Genomic DNA, 18497 nt, shown 5'->3' with positions numbered 1-18497 from the left:
AAATAGAAATGAAAAAATTTTTAGAAGGCTTATTGATCTGGTTAGTAATTATTGTTCTTATTTCAGTTGCTTGTATTCAATTCAGCAGAAATGTAGGTAAAAGTAAAACAATTATACCTTTTTCGGAATTTTTAACTAGACTAGAAGACAATGATGTAGAAAATATTGTCATAAAAAACCAGAGCATTGAAGGCAAGTTCAGGGACGGTTCAAGTTTCAATTCAAGCGGTGTCATATATAGCGACCTAATAAAAAATTTACATGATAGAAAAGTGAGATTCTCCTTTTCAACTGGAGATTCTGCCATGAACGTAATTGGTGGATTACTTATCTCATGGGTCCCAACATTTATCTTTATTGGCTTTTTGCTATTCTTTCTTAAACAAACACAAGCGGGAGGCAACAGCACTATAAGCTTTGGCAAGTCAAGGGCTAGACTCATGACTAGTGGAAAAAAAGTAACATTTGATGATGTTGCTGGAATTGATGAAGCAAAAGAAGAGCTAGTAGAGATCGTTGATTTCCTTAAACAAAGGCAAAAATTTCAAATATTAGGTGGAAAAATACCAAAAGGGTGCCTTTTAATTGGCTCTCCTGGAACTGGTAAAACTTTACTTGCTCGTGCAATTGCAGGAGAAGCTAATGTGCCATTCTTTAGCATTTCTGGATCTGATTTTGTTGAAATGTTTGTTGGTGTTGGTGCGAGCCGTGTTCGTGATATGTTTGATCAAGGCAAGAAAAATGCTCCTTGTATAATTTTTATAGATGAGATAGATGCGGTGGGTAGACATCGTGGCATTGGTCTTGGTGGCAGCAATGATGAAAGAGAACAAACATTAAATCAGTTATTAGTTGAGATGGATGGCTTTGAGTCTAATGAAGGTGTAATAATAATTGCTGCGACTAACCGTCCGGATGTCTTAGATCCAGCACTGCTTAGACCTGGTCGTTTTGACCGACAGATTACTATTTCTTTACCCGATATAAATGGGCGTGAAAAGATATTAAATACTCATATAAAGAAAATATCAATAGCACCAGATGTAAACGTGAAAACAGTTGCAAGAGGAACACCAGGTTTTTCAGGTGCTGATCTAGCAAATTTGGTGAATGAATCTGCACTTATCGCTGCAAGAAGAAACAAGAAAATTGTTACCATGGATGATTTTGAATATGCACGTGATAAAGTAATGATGGGGGTAGAAAGACGATCCCTAATTATGACAGAAGAGGAAAAGAGACTGACTGCATACCATGAAGCTGGTCATGCGATAATTGCGGTTAATATGCCTGCTTCTGATCCTATACACAAGGCAACAATCATTCCAAGAGGTATGGCCTTAGGTTTAGTTATGAGACTACCGGAAACAGATAGAGTGTCCCACACAAGAGAAAAGCTGATAGCAGATATAACTGTTGCCATGGGTGGCAGGGCAGCAGAAGAGTTAATTTTTGGCTACGATAAAGTTACAAGTGGCGCGTCTTCTGATATACGACAAGCATCTAACATAGCACGTGCTATGGTAAAAAAATGTGGAATGAATGATGAGATAGGGCTAGTGTATCACAATCGTGAGCAGCAAGATCCACAACATCCTCATATGACATCTGAAGATACGCTAAAGCTCATAGATGAAGAAGTGAAAAAAATCATATCTTCTTGCTATGAAAAAGCAAAAGACATTTTGACCAAGCATAAGAAAGGCTTAGAGCTTATTGCTGAAAATCTACTGGAGTTTGAAACTTTAACAGGAGATGAAATAAAGGATATACTAAACGGAAAAAAAATTGTTAGAGAAGAAAATGAGAAGAATGAGAAAGTAAAAAAATCCTCTCTCTATGAGAGTTGACCTCATCTTAAAAATGCTAATCAGCTAACGCTGCAATAAAACATTCAGAATTGTAACTGTCAATATAAATTGTATTAAAATATTCATAATATTGCATTTTCATCACAATAATGCTATCATTCAGTTAGTATTAATGTTTAATGAGGTGTGAGTAATGATTGATATAGCTTCTATTGGTGTAAGTACAGTTATTGATCAGAATTATAGAAGAAAAGCACAATTATGTTTATCAGGATTATTTGTAACTGTGTCAATAGCAACTGTTACCTGGTTTATTTTCCCTGCGTCACAAAATGTATTAGCTCCGTTTTTACTTCCGGCTATGTTCTTGCTCTTCACTTTATCGATGGGTTATTACATGTTCATATTTAGTTGTGAAGAAAAATCTTTGGTAAAGAATGTTCTTGGTATGGTTGAACCGGCTGAATCGGTAAAGAGAGTGCATTGCCAGGAAAATATTAAGTCCTTATTAGCAGAAGTGAGAAGTACTACGAAAGATAGGTTTCGTAACGTGCTTGTTAATCTTTGTTTTGAAGATCGTAGTAAAGCACACAAACTTGCATTATATGTGAAAGAAATTGACGATATTGTGTCTTCAATAAAAAATAAAGACCTCTTAGACCATTTTGATCAATTTTTTACTATTACTGAAGTAAGCAATAAAAAAAATAGAAGTGAATTAATGAACCTCGCAAGGGCATATAAGATGATAAGTGAAGAAGATCCAGACAAAATACAGGTTTTTTAGCTACTCAAACAAAAAGTTATTCATATGAAATAATGTTACCTGAAATTGATAATTTTCTATCACAAGCTAGGTGATTTTATCAATAATTTCATTGTGTACGTGATTATCATTTTTTGTTTCAATTCCAGTGATAACACTGCACCTAACGGGCTCTTTTATGGCTATTTCCTGAAATCCTTTTCTGACCTTATTGTAAAAATTAACATCCATTTCTTCATATTTATTCTTGTCTTTTGCTCTATTTAACCCAACTTTAACATCAATATCTAGAATGAATGTAATATCTGGATATTTAATTTCCACTAGCTTATGTAAGTCCCTTATTAGCCTTAAGTCAACTCCAAACCCATATCCTTGATATGCAATAGTTGAATCAATAAACCGATCACAAATCACTATTTTTCCTTCTGCAAGAGCTGGTAATATTAATTTTTTCATATGTTCGCGCCTCATCGAGATAAGTAGCAAGAGTTCAGAAATAGAATCAATATTATTCGTTAACAATACTCCTCTTACCTTCTCTGCAAAGTTAGTGCCACCTGGTTCTCGAGTCAATACCACATTATTTTCGCCGCGAATTTGCTTAAAATGATTTGCAAGTAGCTTAGATTGTGTTGTTTTACCAGAGCCGTCTATTCCTTCGAAAGTTATGAACATAAGTTTTATAATTATAATACTAAAAAAGAATATGCAAACAGTATACATAGAAACCGTTTGACATTTAAATAATAAGACCGTAAATTACATGTGGTATAATAATAGTCTATGGTTGCTCTGAATACTCCTAAAGTCGATTTTAGTTTTACTGCAAAAGATTTTAATCTTTTGGGAGTAGACAATAAATATTATGCATTAAGTGACTGTTGTGGAAAAAATGGTCTTATTATAATGTTTATATGCAATCACTGTCCTTACGTTCAGTCAATTATTAGCAATCTGGTAAGCGATGTTGATCAATTGAAAAAAGATTATCAGGTAAACACCATTGCAATAATGCCAAATGATGTAAATGAATATCCAGAAGATTCCTTTGAAAATATGATTAATTTTGCCAAGGAAAATAAGTTTATATTTCCATATTTAATTGATAGTACACAGAAAATAGCTAAAGAATACGGGGCTGTTTGCACTCCTGACTTTTTCGGCTTTAATTCCAATTTAAACCTTTGCTATCGTGGACGTTTTAACGACACAAAAAAAGAAAAGGTTCAAAGCTATGAAGTAGGAAGTAGTGACTTATTTCAAGCTATGAAATTTATTGCAGAAACTGGTAATTCTCCAATTGACCAAAAATCAAGTATTGGCTGCTCAATTAAATGGTCTAATTCTACAGGTTAAATATCATGCACAGTGGCTCTCAGCATTTGTTTGATATTATAATTTTGCTTTCTGCTGCTGTGTTTATAGTCATAGCATTTTGGAAAATGAATATTAGTCCAGTGCTTGGTTACTTCGTTGCAGGTGCAGTTATTGGTTCTCACGGATTTAATCTGATACACTCAGCTGAAGCAATGGATAATCTTGCAGAATTTGGTGTAGTTTTTCTATTATTCATTATAGGCCTTGAATTGACATTTGAACGCCTGATCGCTATGCGTATTCATGTATTTGGGTTCGGTTCTCTTCAAGTTATAGTTACCATGGTAGCAATATGGTGCATCGCTCTTGCTTTCGGAGTGAATACGAATATAGCAACAGTTATTGGTGGTGGGCTTGCGCTATCCTCAACAGCAATAGTGTTGCAGGTTCTGCAAGAAAAAGGTTCTCAAGCAAGTCAGGTTGGTAGGTTGTCGATAGCAGTGCTATTAATGCAAGATTTTGCAGTGGTACCATTAATAGTATTGGTACCTTTACTTACTGGCAATTCTGAGCACAGCCTGATAAGCTCATTGGCAGGTTCATTGGTGCAAGCAGCTATTGCATTAGTGCTGATATTTATAACTGGTAGATTATTGCTTAGACCTTTATTTTCGGTTATTGCTAAAATGGAAAGTAATGAGATCTTTATATCAACAACGCTTTTAATAGTATTAGGAGCAGCATTTATTACTGAGCAATTCCATTTATCGTTAGCATTAGGTGCATTTGTTGCTGGATTGTTAGTTGCAGAAACAGAATATAGACACTCAGTAGAACACGCAGTATTGCCATTTAAAGATTTGTTTCTTGGCTTATTTTTCATGACTGTTGGTATGTCCATCAATACCGAACTTTTACTCAATAAGTTACCACTAATTACTTTATTATCGATTATCCTTATCGTTTTAAAAACATCTATTATATATATATTGTGTAGATTTTTTGGGTTTAAGAGTGCACCTGCTATACAAGCTGGGTTACTGCTTTCACAAGGCGGTGAATTTGCGTTTATTTTGTTTCGCTTAGCAGATGAGCTAAATGTGCTACCAAGTGAAATCGCTCAAGTACTTATGATGGTAACTACAGTAACCATGGCTTTCACTCCTCTTTTATCGGGGCTTGGAGATTGGATAGCAAACTCATTTAGCACTGAGAAAACAATATTAGATGATGAAGCTGTTGAAACAGATACACAAGATCTTTATAACCATGTGATAGTTGCTGGATTTGGTAGAGTGGGATATATGGTAACAAAAATGCTTACGGCAGAGCATTTAAGTTACGTTGTTGTAGATATTCAATCGAAAATAGTCAAAGAAGGAAAAAGTGATAGTTTTCCTATATATCTTGGAGATGTTACAAGATGTGAAATTTTAAAATCGGTAGGAATAGAAAGAGCTCAAGCTCTCGTTATTTCAATAAAGAATGAAGTTACTATAAAAAAAGTTGTTTCTTTAGTTGCAGCAAATTTTCCGCATGTAAATATTGTAATACGCTTACCAGATCTGAGTAATGTGGAGGTTTATAGAGATCTAGGAGCTAGTAAAATTATTCCTGAAACATCTGAGATAGGATTGCAGCTAGGTGGAGCTGCACTGAGCCTTAGTGGTATTAGCGAAAGTGGAGTTACGTCTTTAAAAAGTAGATTCAGAAAAGGCAATTACAGTATGTTAAAAGACCTTGGTAGTGATAAAGATGAATAACTACTTCTCTAATTTTATGTACAGAAAGCTTCAAGCTTTATTGAGGTTTTGCCTATAGTAAATTACGCACATAATCAACCAAATTAAGGAAAGTGCAAACCAAGTGATTGCATATTCCAAATGCTTCATTGGCTGTATAGCTACTTTGCTGCCAAAATTGTTCGGCCACAATACACACTTCTCTAGCTTAATACCTAACTCATTGGAAATTTCTTCTGTACTCAGGGTAAACCATGTATTCGAAGCAGTATCGTTCTTGATAAACCAATTTTTACTTTTATTGCTATCGCAATATAAAATTCCATCTGCAACTACTTTTTCAATTTTTACTTTTTTCTCCTTTTTTTCTCCGACTATTCCTTTATTCACCAACATGTAACGTCCAGTGGTGAGCAACATAGGAGACAGCACGTGATAGCCGTGTTGCCCTGCAAAAACATATAGTTCTATGTCACTTAGAATCCCATCAATCTTGACATGCCTATAGTTAAATTTTTCAAGGTCGTTATTGGGCAACAGATGAACAACAGGAAGACTCATATTTTTGATAATATTATTCTTCCAGTTCAATCTGAATACTTGCCATGATCCTAATAAAAAAAGGAGCAAGCAAGGTACAATTAAAATAAATACTATTTTTTTTAACACTCTATATTTGTGTTCTTAAATAGTTTTCAACACCCATTAGTTCAATAAGGTCAATCTGTTTTTCAATCCAATGGAAGTGCTCTTCTTCATTTTTTAACATCTCTTCTAATAACATTACACTAACAAAATCTTTTTCTTTCTCAGCGATAGAAATCGTTTCTTTGATATCCTTAATACCTTTTCCCTCTAATTTCAAATTAGCTTCTAAGATTTTCCGTATTGTGTCTTTTGTAAACTTTCCATCATGCTTTGATATTTCGTTTGTATCCTGAAAATTTGGAACTCCTTTGAATAACAAAATTCTTTCTGCCAACTTGTTTGCATGTTCAAGTTCTTCGTTAAGCTCATTTTTTACCTTTTCTGCAAATCTATTAATTCCATTGTTTTTGAGAATCGCAAAATGCAAAAGATACTGGCGTACAGAAGTTAGCTCATTGGTCAATAATTTGTTCAAATGTTTTACTATCTCTTCATTCATAATCTTCCCTTAGTTCAATTCATCAGCATAATTTATATGATAACGATAGTTATAGCAACTCATTTAATATTTCCTTTGATAACAACCGTATTAAATAGCATGTCGTGGTATGTCTGTTTTTTCTTAGAGAAGCAAGCAACTAGATACCAGCAAAGAGTGAGCAGCACCGTTAATATAGTGAGTAGCACTATTAATATATCGAAAGCGTTTATTAACACGTCCTGTTCTTGGAAAAGCTCGATGAGGATAACTATTATGTTATATAATAGAGAAAGAAAAAACTGAGAAATGCTTCTATCAAATGCTAAACTCAAATCTATTTTAGAACCGTCCAAACTTATGGTATGTATGTTCATTAATTGCTGACCAGGAGTTGCTTGGGCTTTTGAAGATATAAAATATGTGAAGTAACTGCAATCTATACACATAGATGAAATTAACGGAAAATTCTTTAACAATAGTCTGATTAATAAGTTTGGAATTAATAAAATTGCTCTATCTATCAAATATGCGCAAAAGCGTCTTATTATACTGGCAATCTCTGTAACAGTGGTCATTACCTATCTTCTAAATACTTTATTATAAAATCTGTAAGTTTATCAAAATGTTGAAAACATAACAAATCTTCATAACCGCTTATTGATTGACCGTATATAATAGGTAAACAATTGGCATTTTGTGCACACAGAACATCTGTGATGCTATCACCAACGAAAAACACATTTTCTCTATTTATAGGCAACGTACTCTCTTCTAGTGCAAATAGCAGTGGGGTTGCAGATGGTTTATCTTCTGCAGTATCGCATGACCCAACCACTCTTTCAAAGTAGGAATCTAGTTTAAAATAGGCAACTTCTTTACGTAAATTAGTATTTTTCTTATTACTTACTATTGCTAGATAAATATTGTGGCTTTTCAGTGTCTGCAACATTTTCTCTACTCCTTGATTCAAAGCAATGTTTTGCAATAGTGCATCATCTAAATATTGTTGATATATCTGATTCGCTTTTTTCCACTGATCGCCAAATAAATTGACCATATAGCTCTTTCTCGACTCATGGGAATTTCTATCAGCAGCTTTATTACTATACCCCATTGAGTTTATGGTATGCATAGCATTAAAAATATTATCTTGAGTGTCAACTAAGGTATTATCCCAATCGAATACTACTGCTAATGAGCTATCTTTCATCTCTTATATAATTATACATTTTAACTTAATAAGTAAATAGCATTTTAATGAAAAAGATATAAATAGGACGCCCTTGATAAACACTTTTTACCACAAGTTATGTTAACTGTTTTTTATATAATTAGCTAATATACTGATTATATGATATGTTTTAATAGGTAACAGGTATGGCCCAGACATCTAAAGAAAGTGTTGAAAAAAAGTTTAAAGATGTTTTTGAACGTTCTCCAGGTGCTTTTCCAGAAGGTACCTCATTAGAAAAGAAGGTTAATTATATCGCAAAAGGAACAGAGGCTCTAAAAGCTGTGAAAAGTAAGGAGCTTGAGAACAAAATGAAAAACGTTGCAGAATTGAGTCAGAAATTTGAAAGTCAAAAAGGACGTGCAGATGAAAAAGTACGTCAAGATTTTGAAAGAATTGCTGAGCTTGACCAACAATATAAAGGGAAGGGCATCTTCACAAGTGAAAAAGTTGCAGAGCCAAAAAGTGACAAAAAACTCCAAGACACTCCGAGAAAAACTACAACAGCAGTTAAAGACCTTGAACATAATACACAAAAAAAGACTACTGAAGCTTCTGTGCAAACAGCATCAGAGCACGATTCACAAACCGTTAATCCCTCAGTAAGCAAGAGTTCTGTAAAAGAGAAGCTCAACACTGAGCCGGACAAAAAAGATAACACGCCTCAACCACAAGAAAATCAAAAAGAAGAAGGGTTTTTGAGTCTTCTGAAGCGCTTTGTTAAGAAAATATTAGAAAAATTTTTAGGTGAAGGTGAAAAGGATGTAGAGAATGCTCGTGGCATGAAAGAAGATGCTCAAAGAGATACGTCAAATAACGAAGAGCAACAAAAGAGTAAGCAGCTTGATGAAATTTTAAAGGACAAAAGTGTAAGCGAGGGTTTGAAGCAGGCAACAAAGCTTGAAAACCCGGCAATAACGCCTGTTAATACTCCTAAAGTGAATGAAGTAAACACGGGTCGTGAAAGGTGATCCGCTTTCAAGCTTCATTATACCGCCACAAACCGTCATACCGCCGCGGTATCTCATCCGCTAACAAGTAGCGGGATGACGATTGTCAGGGTGTCATCCCAGTGTCCCTATGATGTCATCCCAGTGCCCTGACTACTTGGATCTAGCAAGCTTTGCTTGCAAATAAGTCTAATACGCGTCGCGTTTTATGCCAAAACACAATTGGAGTTACATGCAAAATAGATCCCAGTGTCAGCTACTCGGATGACAAAAAAAGGAGCACTGGGATGACACCATTTGTTGTATTTAACAAAGTTCGTACTTAGCTTCATGTTAGCTATAAACATTAAGAAATTTACCAAGCGAAAAAAAAGGCAAAAGAAGCCCCAGCTAATATCTATTTTAGAACATTGGCGTTTTTTAAGTCTTAAACACTGCAATTTAGCTGCTTTTAAATGCAACTCACCTTAGTTTAAATGTTTAAGAAATTTACTAAGCAGAAAAAAAGGCAAAAGAAACCCCGTGTTAGCTAGTTGTCACTCCCTAATCCTGCAAATTGGCGTACTATACTGTCTTAAACGACTTATAAGCGCGTTTCAGCTTGTGCAGGTAAAAACCTAGAATATTGTGAAGACATAAGGTGCACATAGTGCAAAAAATTAAAAATAAGACGCCAACTACGTTGTTTTCTTGCTGTTTAATCTGCACAGATGAAGATAACTGAATGCCTTCAGTTTCATGATAAGGGGGCTGGCGGAGTTTGTCAAGTAAGTTTTTTCGTTTCTAACGGTTGTTGCCAAAAACTATGCAAGAAGTCTATTGACAGGTGATTAAATTATAATGTAGCCTATCGCCGTATATCCGGGGGTGGGTTGTTGTGAGGCTTTTTCACTTTTTATTCTTGTTAATGTGTTTTTCTCTGTATTACTATGCGGGTTTTATATTTTCGCCCTGCCCAAAAGCTACGGTTTGCTTTTCACCTGGAGAAGATTGTGCTGTACCGATAATCAACGTAATAGATCAGTCTAAAAAATCTATCTTAGTTCAAGAATATACATTTACTCTTGGAACAGTTGCAAAATCTTTGATTAATGCTAAAGAACGCGGTGTTGATGTTAAAGTCATCTTAGATAAATCGCAACTCTACTCAAAATATAGTGTTATAAATGAATTATTTTCAGGTGGAGTACCAATTTGGATCGATGATAAGCCAAAGATTGCTCATAATAAGATAATGATTGCTGACAATCAAAAAGTCATCACAGGGTCATTTAACCTTAGTAAGACAGCTAAAAAAGGAAATGCTGAAAATTTATTAATTATTACAGATTATCCTGAATTGATTCAGCAGTATGTGAAAAACTGGGAGGCACGAATGTCACAATCTTACAAATACGCTCCCAACTAATCGAGAGCGCTTGCTCAAAATCAGTTTTAAAAACAGCAAGGGAGAGCTTTTTTGATTGATTGGCATAGTGATTATGATATAATGAACTAAAAATTTAAGGAATAAAGTAATGGATTATATAAATGATGCTGCCGGTAGCTACACTGCTATTCATGATTTTTTTCAAAACAACGGTGTTGGAGATTACAAAGTTCAATGCAATTATGGTGGGGTGCCGTATGCTACTGATGAGTACGTGCATTCTGGCGATAAATTTTGGAGTAATAATTTCATAGACTCACATTTTGGCAGGGAAATAAAAATGTATCCTCAAAGTGAACTTTTAGCTAAAGAATATGCTGGAAATACGTTGCCAGTTTCAATATCACTAGATAAGGATTTAATAAAAATGAAGGAATGTCAGAAAAAAACGAAATTTGTGGAACTAGAAAGGGAGTCAGGTGATTTAGTGCATGATAAGCAAAAGTATGTAAAGTGTTACACAACAAAGCTATCATATGATGATGTACATATTTACAATAACGATAAAGTTTCAACATTTAGCATAAAATACGACGTGCCAAATGATCCGAAATACAGTTTAAATATAACATTTACAAAGGTTAATGATAATAAACCAGGATTTTGGCAGAAATTTAAAAATATGTTTTAACGTGACCATTCACTGGTTTTTACTCAATCAACCAACAACAGTTAATATCAAATTTTTATAATTAAAAAATATGCTATTTTTTAAAACTTTCATTCTCATTGACTCTGTCAACTTCACAAAACAACTCTTGGACCAAATGTATCTGGCATAACACCTTTTGGTAACTTGCTACTTCTTTTTTTCCGCATCTCCGACAACAGCCATTGATATTCCACTACATAAGGCTTGATTTTTGGTAAATCAACTTTTTTATGAATAATACTATGCTTCTCCTTAAATTGACCATTTACCCTAAACGCTATTAGCTTCCTTAAAATTTACATTAATGCCTATTTTGCCTAAACTGAAGCGTCTTTTCCAATTTTTTCTAGCATCAACTCAGCAGCTTTTTGTTCAGCAATCTTTTTACTAGAAGCGCATGCAGAAACTTTACCATAATCTTCTATGCAAACTGATATAGTAAATTCAGGATTGTGCGCTGGTCCAGTTTGTTTTACAAGCTCATACTCTGGTAAAGGCAATTTGTTTTTCTGAGTCCACTCTTGCAGTGAGGTTTTAGGATCTTGAGGGGGGTCAAGCATGCCTTTAGCTAGCTTTTCCCAATATTGGATAATAAATTTTTCAACATTTTCAAGCCCGCCATCAATATAAATTGCACCTATTAGTGCTTCAAGCGAGTTTTCTAAATTTTTTAAGTTACATCTCCCTCCATTGCAGCGTTCACTATTATTCATGATGATAAAGCTGCCTAATTTTATTTCTTTAGCAACATTAGCAATGGTGTTGCCACAAACTAAATCCGTCTTTCTTTTTGCCAATGCTCCTTCTTTTTCTTCAGGAAATAGTTTAAACAGTGTGGCAGATACAACCATATTCAAAACACTATCGCCCAAAAACTCTAGTCTTTCGTAGCTTACAATCTGGTTTTTGCTATTTCTTTTATTTACGCTTGGGTGAGTTAGTGCCTCTTCTAATATTGCATAATTTGTAAATTTATAATCAATGATCTTAGATATTGCATCATTCAAACTCTTCATACCCATTATTTAAAAGAAAAGCACTTTCTACCACCTTTATACCAGAGAATTAGTTTTATTTTATTAAAATAATACCACCAACTTTCAAAATTAATGTATACAACCCACCACCTCATTAATGTTACTAAATCCATCTCTCCTTATTAGTTCTGCAAGTTCTAGATTAATTTTGTTTACAACTTGAGGTCCGTGGTATATGAGAGCAGTGTACAACTGCACCAAAGAAGCTCCTGCCTTTATTTTTTTATATGCATCAGCACCACTTGAGATTCCTCCGCACCCTATCAATAATATTTTGCCCTTAGTAAATTTGTACATATCGCCCAATAACTCGGTTGAAAGTTTAAACAGCGGTTTGCCACTCAACCCACCACTCTCATTATGGTGAGAATGCAGATTATCTCTACTTACCGTAGTGTTGCTTACTGTTAATCCGTCAATCTTATATTCCAACGCAAGCTCAGCGATATTTTCTTTCGTTTGCTGATCTACATCTGGTGAGATTTTTAATATTATTGGTATGGATTTAGAATTATCAATTGATTTTCGGGTTAGAGTTACGGATTTCAACAATTCCGATAATTCTTGCTTATTGTGCAGATTGCGTAAATTAGGCGTGTTTGGGGATGAGATGTTCAGCACTATATAATTGCTCTTTCCATATACTATCTTTATTAAGTCAACATAATCGCTGATTTGGTCCTTTGATGTACTGTTTTTTCCTATGTTGATGCCAAAAATGCAGTCATCAAGCTTGGTTTCACCTATTTGTTTAAGAAAATAGTCTATTCCTTTATTGTTAAATCCCAATCTGTTAATTACCCCTTGATCTTTAATTAACCGAAAAATTCTTGGCTTTTTGTTTCCATATTGTGGATTACGAGTTACAGTACCAGTTTCAATAAACCCAAAACCAAATGAGAGCATAGGCCTTATAACTTCTGCATTCTTGTCAAAACCTGCAGCCAGACCTACGGGGCTTCTGAGCTTATTACCAAAAAAATTCACACTCAAAGATTCTGGTAGCTCTATAGGATTCTTATAAGGCATTTTCTTTAATGCCATAATTGCCAAAGAGTGAGCAACTTCGGGCGGTAGTAAAAATAGTAAATTACGTTTGTAAAACACTTTGCTTATTTTTAGTTTATTTTTTACCATGAAACGCTATAAGAGTATAACCATAACTTGAAAAGAAATTGATTTTACTATAGACAAGCTTTCTCTATAGGTTACACACTTAAAGCTACTGTTAACTTTTACAAGATATAGAGAATGAAAGAGGCCGGGACCGGAATTGAACCGGTATAAAAGGATTTGCAGTCCTCCGCATAAGCCATTCTGCCACCCAGCCGTTTTTTATGTGTAGATATCCATTATATCTTTTAGCATAGATAAAGCCTCCTCCCTTTTGCGTTGAAAAGTGTTACGTCCAATGATTGAACCATTACCGCCACCCTGCTTAATTTCTTTCGCTTCATTGTATATGTTATCTACTTCCTTCGATTCACCACCAGAAAAAACTACTATTCTTTTCCCTGCAAAACAAGACCTTTTAACATATTCAATTCTTTTAGATAATGATTCAATATTTTCTGTTTCTATTTTCTCCCTTTCCAAATATTTAGTTGGAAGTTTTACTTTTATTATATTAGCGCCAAGCAAAGCTGCCATGTGCGCAGCATAGGCAATAACATCAACTGCTGTTTCACCTTCTTTGGAAATCCCTTCACCGCGTGGATAAGACCATAGCACTACTGCAAGTCCATAAGATTTGGCTTCAGCTATGATTCCACGGGCTTCCTCCATCATATCGAAACACTTAGCAGAACCAGGATATATAGTAAATCCGACAGCTAAGCATCCCAAACGCAGCGCATCTTTCACAGAAGAGGTTATTGCCTGATCAGAGGTTAGATCCTTTGAATGTAAAGAGTTGGAACTATTAAGTTTCAAAATAAGTGGGAGCATTCCAGCATAAGTTGCAGCACCAGCTTCAATCATACCAAGTGGAGCAGCATATGCACTTACTCCCGAATCAACCGCAAGCTGAAAATGATAATGTGGGTCATAAGCATCAGGGTTAACTTCAAAACTTTTAATTGGACCATGCTCAAATCCTTGATCTACTGGCAGAATCACTAACTTGCCAGTGCCGCCAAGCTTTCCATGCATGAGAATACGAGTAAGATTTGCTTTTACCCCAGGGTTTTCACTTTCGTAGTAGCTTAGGACTTGTTTTACTTTATCACTTATCACTATAATTCAAATTGAATTTAAGTTATAGATTGTAACAAAGATGAAGTTCAATACAAGGATTTTAAACTATATCAAAAGCAATTTTATTTTCTACTTTATTCATATAGATTCTTAATTTCTTTCCTTTTATTAATTTACGATTCAGTATTTCTTCCGCTAAGTAACTTTTTATCTCTTTTTCAATAAGTCTCTCTATCGGACGTGCTCCCATTTCCTTACTATAACCTGTTTGTGCAAGATAAGATTTCACTTCATCTTCTACCAAGCAGTTTATGCCTTTTTGCGTCAGCTGCTTTTTCAGTTCCTGAATAAATTTATCTACAATATGCAGAATTATATCCGCATTTAAGTCAGAAAAAGAAATAATCGCATCAAGACGATTACGAAATTCAGGGCTAAAAACCTGTTCTATCGCTTTTTCACTATCACCAGTGTTAAATTTTTTATGCCCAAAGCCAACAAAACTTTTGCTGCGTTCAGCTGCTCCTGCATTAGTTGTCATAATTAAGATTATATTGGAAAAGTTAACTTTACGTCCGTAAGTGTCTGTAACGCAACCATAATCCATAATTTGTAGCAATATATTATAGATATCGCTATGAGCCTTTTCAATTTCATCAAGCAGCACAACACTATATTGATTATTAGATACAGACTCTGTGAGTAATCCACCCTGATCATAACCTACATATCCAGGAGGAGAACCAATCATCCTTGATATCGTATGAGACTCAATATATTCGGACATATCAAAGCGTATAAGATTCATGCCCATGCTTTCTGCTAATTGTTTTGCTAGCTCGGTTTTACCAACACCGGTTGGCCCTGCAAAAAGATAATTTGCTAAAGGCTTATTGTAATTTCTCAACCCAGATTTAGCAATTTTAATAGAATTAACAAGAGATTCTATTGCCTGCTCTTGGCCAAAAATCACCTTCTCTAGATTAGCTTTTAAAGACTTTACTTTCTGCAAATCATCAGATTCAGATCCGCAAGGCACATTTGTAATTCTAGTAATGGTATTCTTAATATCTTTACTATTTACAATTTTACCCCTGTTTCTTAGCAATTTACAATATGCCCCTGCCTCATCAATAACATCAACCGCTTTATCAGGTAATATTCGCCCAGTAATATACTTATGCGAAAGTTCAGCCGCAGACCTAATGGCATTCTTTGTATAATATACTCCATGATACCCTTCATAGTAGTGCTTTATACCATCTAGTATCTTTATCGTTTCGTTAACAGAAGATTCCTTAACATTAATTTTTTGAAACCTCCTCGCTAATGCTTTATCTTTTTCAAAACTATTGCTGTATTCTCTATATGTAGTTGCACCTATACAACGCAGTGTACCTCTTGCAAGCGCAGGTTTGAGTAGGTTACCTGCATCAAGAAAGCTACCACTTGTAGAACCTGCTCCAATGATAGTGTGTATTTCGTCAATAAAAAGGATAGCACCTGGTTTTGCCTCAATCGCTTTTATTATAGATTTTATTCTCTCTTCAAAATCACCTCTATAGCGTGTCCCTGCAAGGAGTGACCCTAAATCCAAAGCATAAATTATACTGGACCTGAGCGCACTTGGAACACTGTTTTCAATGATTTTGAGTACCAAACCCTCAACTATTGTGGTTTTGCCAACACCTGGATCTCCAACATATAAAGGGTTGTTTTTTCTACGCCTCAATAATATTTCTATAGTGCGATTTAATTCATAATCACGACCAATAACATAATCTATTTTTTTGCTTCTTGCATAGTCATTTAAATTTTTACAATAACTTTGTAGAATTTCCTCATCTTTTAGTAGCTCACCTTTATTTACTGTAGTAGGAGCATCATTATTTTTATCAAGTTTTACTTTATGATTAGTGGTGTATTCATCTATATCGTTAGAGTATTTCATGTTAGATATGTGGTAAATCAAATTGGAATCTTTCGCACTTTGTTTCTGCAATAGATCTTCAACGTATAAATCTTGCCCAGACAAAATTTCTACTAGAACACTTGCTCCATTTATTTCTTTTTTCCCCAAGCTATGAGCCCGTATTATTGCTCTGTGTATTATGCATTGAAACATTGAGCTAGGTTTAACTCCACTGATAATCAATTCAGAACTGCTTTGTAAAAACCCTTTTATATTATTATTATAATCATTAGCCTTAATATTGCATCTTGATAGAATGTTATCCATACTGATGATTTCATCGGCTCTGATATTACATCTTGATAAAACGTAATTTACATCCACGTCTTTAGTTAACGCCAGCAATAAATGTTCTACTTTCGCATATTTAAGATTAAAATTAGAAGCAATGAATAGTGCTCTATTCAAACTTGCCTCTAAGTTTTTGGAAATCATCTCCTATTCTCTTTAAAAGTGGGAACTCATATATAATGAATAGCACACAATTATTAAAAAAATTGAAATCCAGCAGTTCGCTGTAGCCAATTTGAATCCCACTCTGGATCTACGTCATAGCACCGCAATATCTCAGCATAGATTCCGCTAATGAGTAGCGGAATGACGAGTTTTACGCTTATCAAATTGTAGGTAAATCCTATTTAATACGCTTTTTCTAGTACTCTGCTTTTCTTCTTAAATGCATTGATCTTTTTTCTACCGTATTTAGTCTTTAACGTACTTGGCCTTTTAAAGACCTTTTTGCTGTTACGTTTTTTAAATTGCACACTACAATCAAAATTTAGCTCTCCTTCTTTGTCTGCCAGTGCAGGCAGTCTTCTCTTATCTTGAGGTGTAACAAAAGATAGCGCATACCCTTCAGCTCCAGCGCGTGCAGTTCTACCTATACGATGAATATAGTCAGCTTGCGATTGTGGTGCATCATAATTGATAACATGTTGAATGTGGGGAATATCAAGGCCGCGAGAAGCAACATCTGTTGCAACCATGATTTGATTACGGCCACGACGAAAAGAATTAATGACCCTTTCGCGCTTGTGCTGCCTTAAATCACCATGAATTGCTAAAGCGCTATAGTCATCTTTGTGCAATCTGTTAGCTAGCTGATCCGCTCCTCGCTTTGTTTTGACAAAGATAATGATTGATCCTTCGCGCTGACATAGTTGTGTAACAAGCTTTTCATATTTTTCTGATTCTGATGCATAAACAATTTCTTGCTTAATTTTTACAGAAGTTGTAGCCTCACAATCAACAGAAATACGTTCTGGTCGATTAAGGTACTTCTCAGCAAGTTTTACTATATCTCCAGGAAGAGTTGCAGAAAACATAAGAGTTTGCCTTATTTTAGGCAAATGCTTCATAATTTCTTCAATCTGAACTCCAAAGCCCATATCAAACATACGATCCGTTTCATCAAGCACAAGAACGCTAACATTGCGAGTAATCAAAGTTTTACGCTCAATATGGTCTATAATACGACCAGGAGTACCTATTACAATTTGTGGTTTTTTCTGAAGCTGATTTAGCTGCCTAAAAATAGGCTCACCACCAATCAACAAAGCGACCCTTAGTGCAGAATTTTGAGATAAGAGTTTTCTTATCTCATTTGTTACCTGATGCGCAAGCTCTCTGGTTGGCACGATGACTAAAGCTGAACCAGTGTTAGGCTCATTCAGCAACTTAGCAACCAACGGAATAGCAAATGCTAAAGTTTTTCCAGTCCCCGTTTGAGCAGATCCGAGAATATCTTTACCTTGTAGCGCTAAGGGAATCGCTTGTATTTGAATTGGAGTTGGGACGAAAAGATTATTTTTATCTAGAGCTTGTCTAAGCGAAGCTGGGAGACCCATCTCATGAAAATTATTCACAATACGTTAATCCTGTTAAAAGACTTCATAATAGATTAATCTTCCAATCTTAAATTTATTGCAGATTTTTTATCTTCTCCGTTTCTACCGCGCTCCTCTTTAACCTCATAACTCACCCTTTCTCCTTTTATTCCCTTCTCTTTATTCTCTCCTTTAAGTGCCTCAGGTCTTATTCCCGAACGTTCCAATGTGCTAATATGTACAAAAACGTCACCCCCTTTACCTTCTGGCTTGATGAAACCATAGCCTTTTTCGGCATTAAACCATTTTACATTACCAAATTCCATTTAAACAACTCCTAAATTATTAACTAACATTACTAATGTGATGAAAAACTTTGAAATTACGATTGAGAATGCTCTAAGCTTAGCTATTGAAACTAAACCTTTATACTCCA

Annotated in this window: 19 protein-coding genes and 1 tRNA gene; 7 read left to right on the top strand and 13 right to left on the bottom strand. The window is 34.9% G+C overall.

The annotated features are described in order from the left end of the window. The first annotated feature begins 8 nt into the window (after positions 1 to 8). Together ftsH and L0Z58_RS06215 are read left to right on the top strand one after the other, a co-directional pair. Complete coding sequence (gene ftsH, locus L0Z58_RS06220; RefSeq protein WP_010963133.1) at positions 9 to 1850, top strand: ATP-dependent zinc metalloprotease FtsH; 1842 nt, start codon at positions 9 to 11, stop codon at positions 1848 to 1850. A 154-nt stretch (positions 1851 to 2004) separates the two neighbouring features. Then, a complete protein-coding gene (locus L0Z58_RS06215; RefSeq protein WP_010963132.1) occupies positions 2005 to 2598 on the top strand; it encodes a hypothetical protein in 594 nt (197 codons plus the stop codon). Positions 2599 to 2664: 66 nt separating this feature from the next. Here L0Z58_RS06215 and tmk read toward each other — a convergent pair whose 3' ends face one another. Next, positions 2665 to 3255 carry a dTMP kinase gene (gene tmk / locus L0Z58_RS06210; RefSeq protein WP_038227975.1) on the bottom strand — a complete coding sequence of 197 codons (591 nt, stop codon included), beginning with the start codon at positions 3253 to 3255 and terminating at the stop codon, positions 2665 to 2667. Positions 3256 to 3363: 108 nt separating this feature from the next. Between tmk and L0Z58_RS06205 the strand changes: the two genes are divergently transcribed. Next, on the top strand, positions 3364 to 3936 hold the full coding sequence (locus L0Z58_RS06205) for a thioredoxin family protein (RefSeq protein WP_010081997.1): 573 nt from the start codon (positions 3364 to 3366) through the stop codon (positions 3934 to 3936). A 5-nt stretch (positions 3937 to 3941) separates the two neighbouring features. Then, the gene (locus tag L0Z58_RS06200; protein WP_010963130.1) at positions 3942 to 5660 is read left to right on the top strand and encodes a monovalent cation:proton antiporter-2 (CPA2) family protein; all 1719 of its coding nucleotides are present in this window, start codon (positions 3942 to 3944) and stop codon (positions 5658 to 5660) included. 30 nt (positions 5661 to 5690) lie between these two features. On the opposite strand, the gene L0Z58_RS06195 is transcribed toward L0Z58_RS06200, so the two are convergent. Genes L0Z58_RS06195 through L0Z58_RS06180 form a run of 4 tightly spaced genes read right to left on the bottom strand, consistent with a single transcriptional unit; the run spans position 5691 to position 7978 of the window. Next, the gene (locus L0Z58_RS06195; protein ID WP_010963129.1) at positions 5691 to 6308 is read right to left on the bottom strand and encodes an SURF1 family protein; all 618 of its coding nucleotides are present in this window, start codon (positions 6306 to 6308) and stop codon (positions 5691 to 5693) included. Position 6309: 1 nt separating this feature from the next. Then, the gene (bfr, locus tag L0Z58_RS06190; protein WP_010081932.1) at positions 6310 to 6786 is read right to left on the bottom strand and encodes a bacterioferritin; all 477 of its coding nucleotides are present in this window, start codon (positions 6784 to 6786) and stop codon (positions 6310 to 6312) included. A gap of 59 nt (positions 6787 to 6845) precedes the next feature. Then, positions 6846 to 7343, bottom strand: coding sequence for an RDD family protein (locus L0Z58_RS06185; protein ID WP_010081931.1), 498 nt, complete (start codon positions 7341 to 7343; stop codon positions 6846 to 6848). Next, entirely contained in the window at positions 7343 to 7978 is a 636-nt protein-coding gene (locus tag L0Z58_RS06180) for an HAD family hydrolase (protein ID WP_010963128.1), read from the bottom strand. The genes L0Z58_RS06185 and L0Z58_RS06180 overlap by 1 nt, the downstream gene beginning before the upstream one ends. 167 nt (positions 7979 to 8145) lie before the next feature. Between L0Z58_RS06180 and L0Z58_RS06175 the strand changes: the two genes are divergently transcribed. Beyond that, complete coding sequence (locus L0Z58_RS06175; protein WP_022626161.1) at positions 8146 to 8970, top strand: hypothetical protein; 825 nt, start codon at positions 8146 to 8148, stop codon at positions 8968 to 8970. 185 nt (positions 8971 to 9155) lie between these two features. On the opposite strand, the gene L0Z58_RS06170 is transcribed toward L0Z58_RS06175, so the two are convergent. Beyond that, complete coding sequence (locus L0Z58_RS06170; protein WP_153296786.1) at positions 9156 to 9296, bottom strand: hypothetical protein; 141 nt, start codon at positions 9294 to 9296, stop codon at positions 9156 to 9158. Positions 9297 to 9826: 530 nt separating this feature from the next. Here L0Z58_RS06170 and L0Z58_RS06165 point away from each other — a divergent pair. Both L0Z58_RS06165 and L0Z58_RS06160 read left to right on the top strand, forming a co-directional pair. Further along, complete coding sequence (locus L0Z58_RS06165; RefSeq protein ID WP_010963125.1) at positions 9827 to 10357, top strand: phospholipase D family nuclease; 531 nt, start codon at positions 9827 to 9829, stop codon at positions 10355 to 10357. 109 nt (positions 10358 to 10466) lie between these two features. Then, the gene (locus tag L0Z58_RS06160; RefSeq protein ID WP_006279913.1) at positions 10467 to 11009 is read left to right on the top strand and encodes a hypothetical protein; all 543 of its coding nucleotides are present in this window, start codon (positions 10467 to 10469) and stop codon (positions 11007 to 11009) included. 338 nt (positions 11010 to 11347) lie between these two features. Here the strand turns inward: L0Z58_RS06160 and rnc are convergent, their stop codons facing one another. The 7 genes from rnc to L0Z58_RS06120 form a co-directional block, all read right to left on the bottom strand. After that, positions 11348 to 12046, bottom strand: coding sequence for a ribonuclease III (rnc, locus tag L0Z58_RS06150; protein WP_006279914.1), 699 nt, complete (start codon positions 12044 to 12046; stop codon positions 11348 to 11350). 90 nt (positions 12047 to 12136) lie between these two features. Further along, positions 12137 to 13204 (bottom strand): quinone-dependent dihydroorotate dehydrogenase, encoded by a 1068-nt coding sequence (locus L0Z58_RS06145; RefSeq protein ID WP_010082053.1) that lies wholly within the window; start codon positions 13202 to 13204, stop codon positions 12137 to 12139. Positions 13205 to 13325: 121 nt separating this feature from the next. Beyond that, positions 13326 to 13397, bottom strand: a tRNA-Cys gene (locus tag L0Z58_RS06140). A gap of 5 nt (positions 13398 to 13402) precedes the next feature. Continuing rightward, the gene (locus tag L0Z58_RS06135; protein WP_038228077.1) at positions 13403 to 14299 is read right to left on the bottom strand and encodes a class I fructose-bisphosphate aldolase; all 897 of its coding nucleotides are present in this window, start codon (positions 14297 to 14299) and stop codon (positions 13403 to 13405) included. A gap of 64 nt (positions 14300 to 14363) precedes the next feature. Further along, positions 14364 to 16670, bottom strand: a complete 2307-nt coding sequence (locus L0Z58_RS06130; RefSeq protein ID WP_010963124.1) for an AAA family ATPase — start codon at positions 16668 to 16670, stop codon at positions 14364 to 14366. A gap of 203 nt (positions 16671 to 16873) precedes the next feature. Next, entirely contained in the window at positions 16874 to 18100 is a 1227-nt protein-coding gene (locus L0Z58_RS06125; RefSeq protein ID WP_010963123.1) for a DEAD/DEAH box helicase, read from the bottom strand. 35 nt (positions 18101 to 18135) lie between these two features. After that, positions 18136 to 18387: a cold-shock protein gene (locus L0Z58_RS06120; RefSeq protein WP_006279919.1), complete on the bottom strand. Its 252-nt coding sequence runs from the start codon at positions 18385 to 18387 to the stop codon at positions 18136 to 18138. Positions 18388 to 18497 lie beyond the last annotated feature (110 nt).

It is taken from the genome of Wolbachia endosymbiont of Aedes aegypti (assembly GCF_021496215.1).
Lineage (GTDB): Bacteria > Pseudomonadota > Alphaproteobacteria > Rickettsiales > Anaplasmataceae > Wolbachia > Wolbachia pipientis.
Note: the sequence above shows the minus strand (reverse complement) of the source record. Positions and strands in the feature narration are given on the sequence as shown.

Bases quoted from the DNA above. Each gene is read 5' to 3' on its own strand.
- ftsH (WP_010963133.1), top strand. From the start codon at position 9: ATGAAAAAATTTTTAGAAGGCTTATTGATCTGGTTAGTAATTATTGTT.
- L0Z58_RS06215 (WP_010963132.1), top strand. From the start codon at position 2,005: ATGATTGATATAGCTTCTATTGGTGTAAGTACAGTTATTGATCAGAAT.
- tmk (WP_038227975.1), bottom strand. From the start codon at position 3,255: ATGTTCATAACTTTCGAAGGAATAGACGGCTCTGGTAAAACAACACAA.
- L0Z58_RS06205 (WP_010081997.1), top strand. From the start codon at position 3,364: ATGGTTGCTCTGAATACTCCTAAAGTCGATTTTAGTTTTACTGCAAAA.
- L0Z58_RS06200 (WP_010963130.1), top strand. From the start codon at position 3,942: ATGCACAGTGGCTCTCAGCATTTGTTTGATATTATAATTTTGCTTTCT.
- bfr (WP_010081932.1), bottom strand. From the start codon at position 6,786: ATGAATGAAGAGATAGTAAAACATTTGAACAAATTATTGACCAATGAG.
- L0Z58_RS06185 (WP_010081931.1), bottom strand. From the start codon at position 7,343: ATGACCACTGTTACAGAGATTGCCAGTATAATAAGACGCTTTTGCGCA.
- L0Z58_RS06180 (WP_010963128.1), bottom strand. From the start codon at position 7,978: ATGAAAGATAGCTCATTAGCAGTAGTATTCGATTGGGATAATACCTTA.
- L0Z58_RS06175 (WP_022626161.1), top strand. From the start codon at position 8,146: ATGGCCCAGACATCTAAAGAAAGTGTTGAAAAAAAGTTTAAAGATGTT.
- L0Z58_RS06170 (WP_153296786.1), bottom strand. From the start codon at position 9,296: ATGTTTATAGCTAACATGAAGCTAAGTACGAACTTTGTTAAATACAAC.
- L0Z58_RS06160 (WP_006279913.1), top strand. From the start codon at position 10,467: ATGGATTATATAAATGATGCTGCCGGTAGCTACACTGCTATTCATGAT.
- rnc (WP_006279914.1), bottom strand. From the start codon at position 12,046: ATGAAGAGTTTGAATGATGCAATATCTAAGATCATTGATTATAAATTT.
- L0Z58_RS06145 (WP_010082053.1), bottom strand. From the start codon at position 13,204: ATGGTAAAAAATAAACTAAAAATAAGCAAAGTGTTTTACAAACGTAAT.
- L0Z58_RS06130 (WP_010963124.1), bottom strand. From the start codon at position 16,670: ATGATTTCCAAAAACTTAGAGGCAAGTTTGAATAGAGCACTATTCATT.
- L0Z58_RS06120 (WP_006279919.1), bottom strand. From the start codon at position 18,387: ATGGAATTTGGTAATGTAAAATGGTTTAATGCCGAAAAAGGCTATGGT.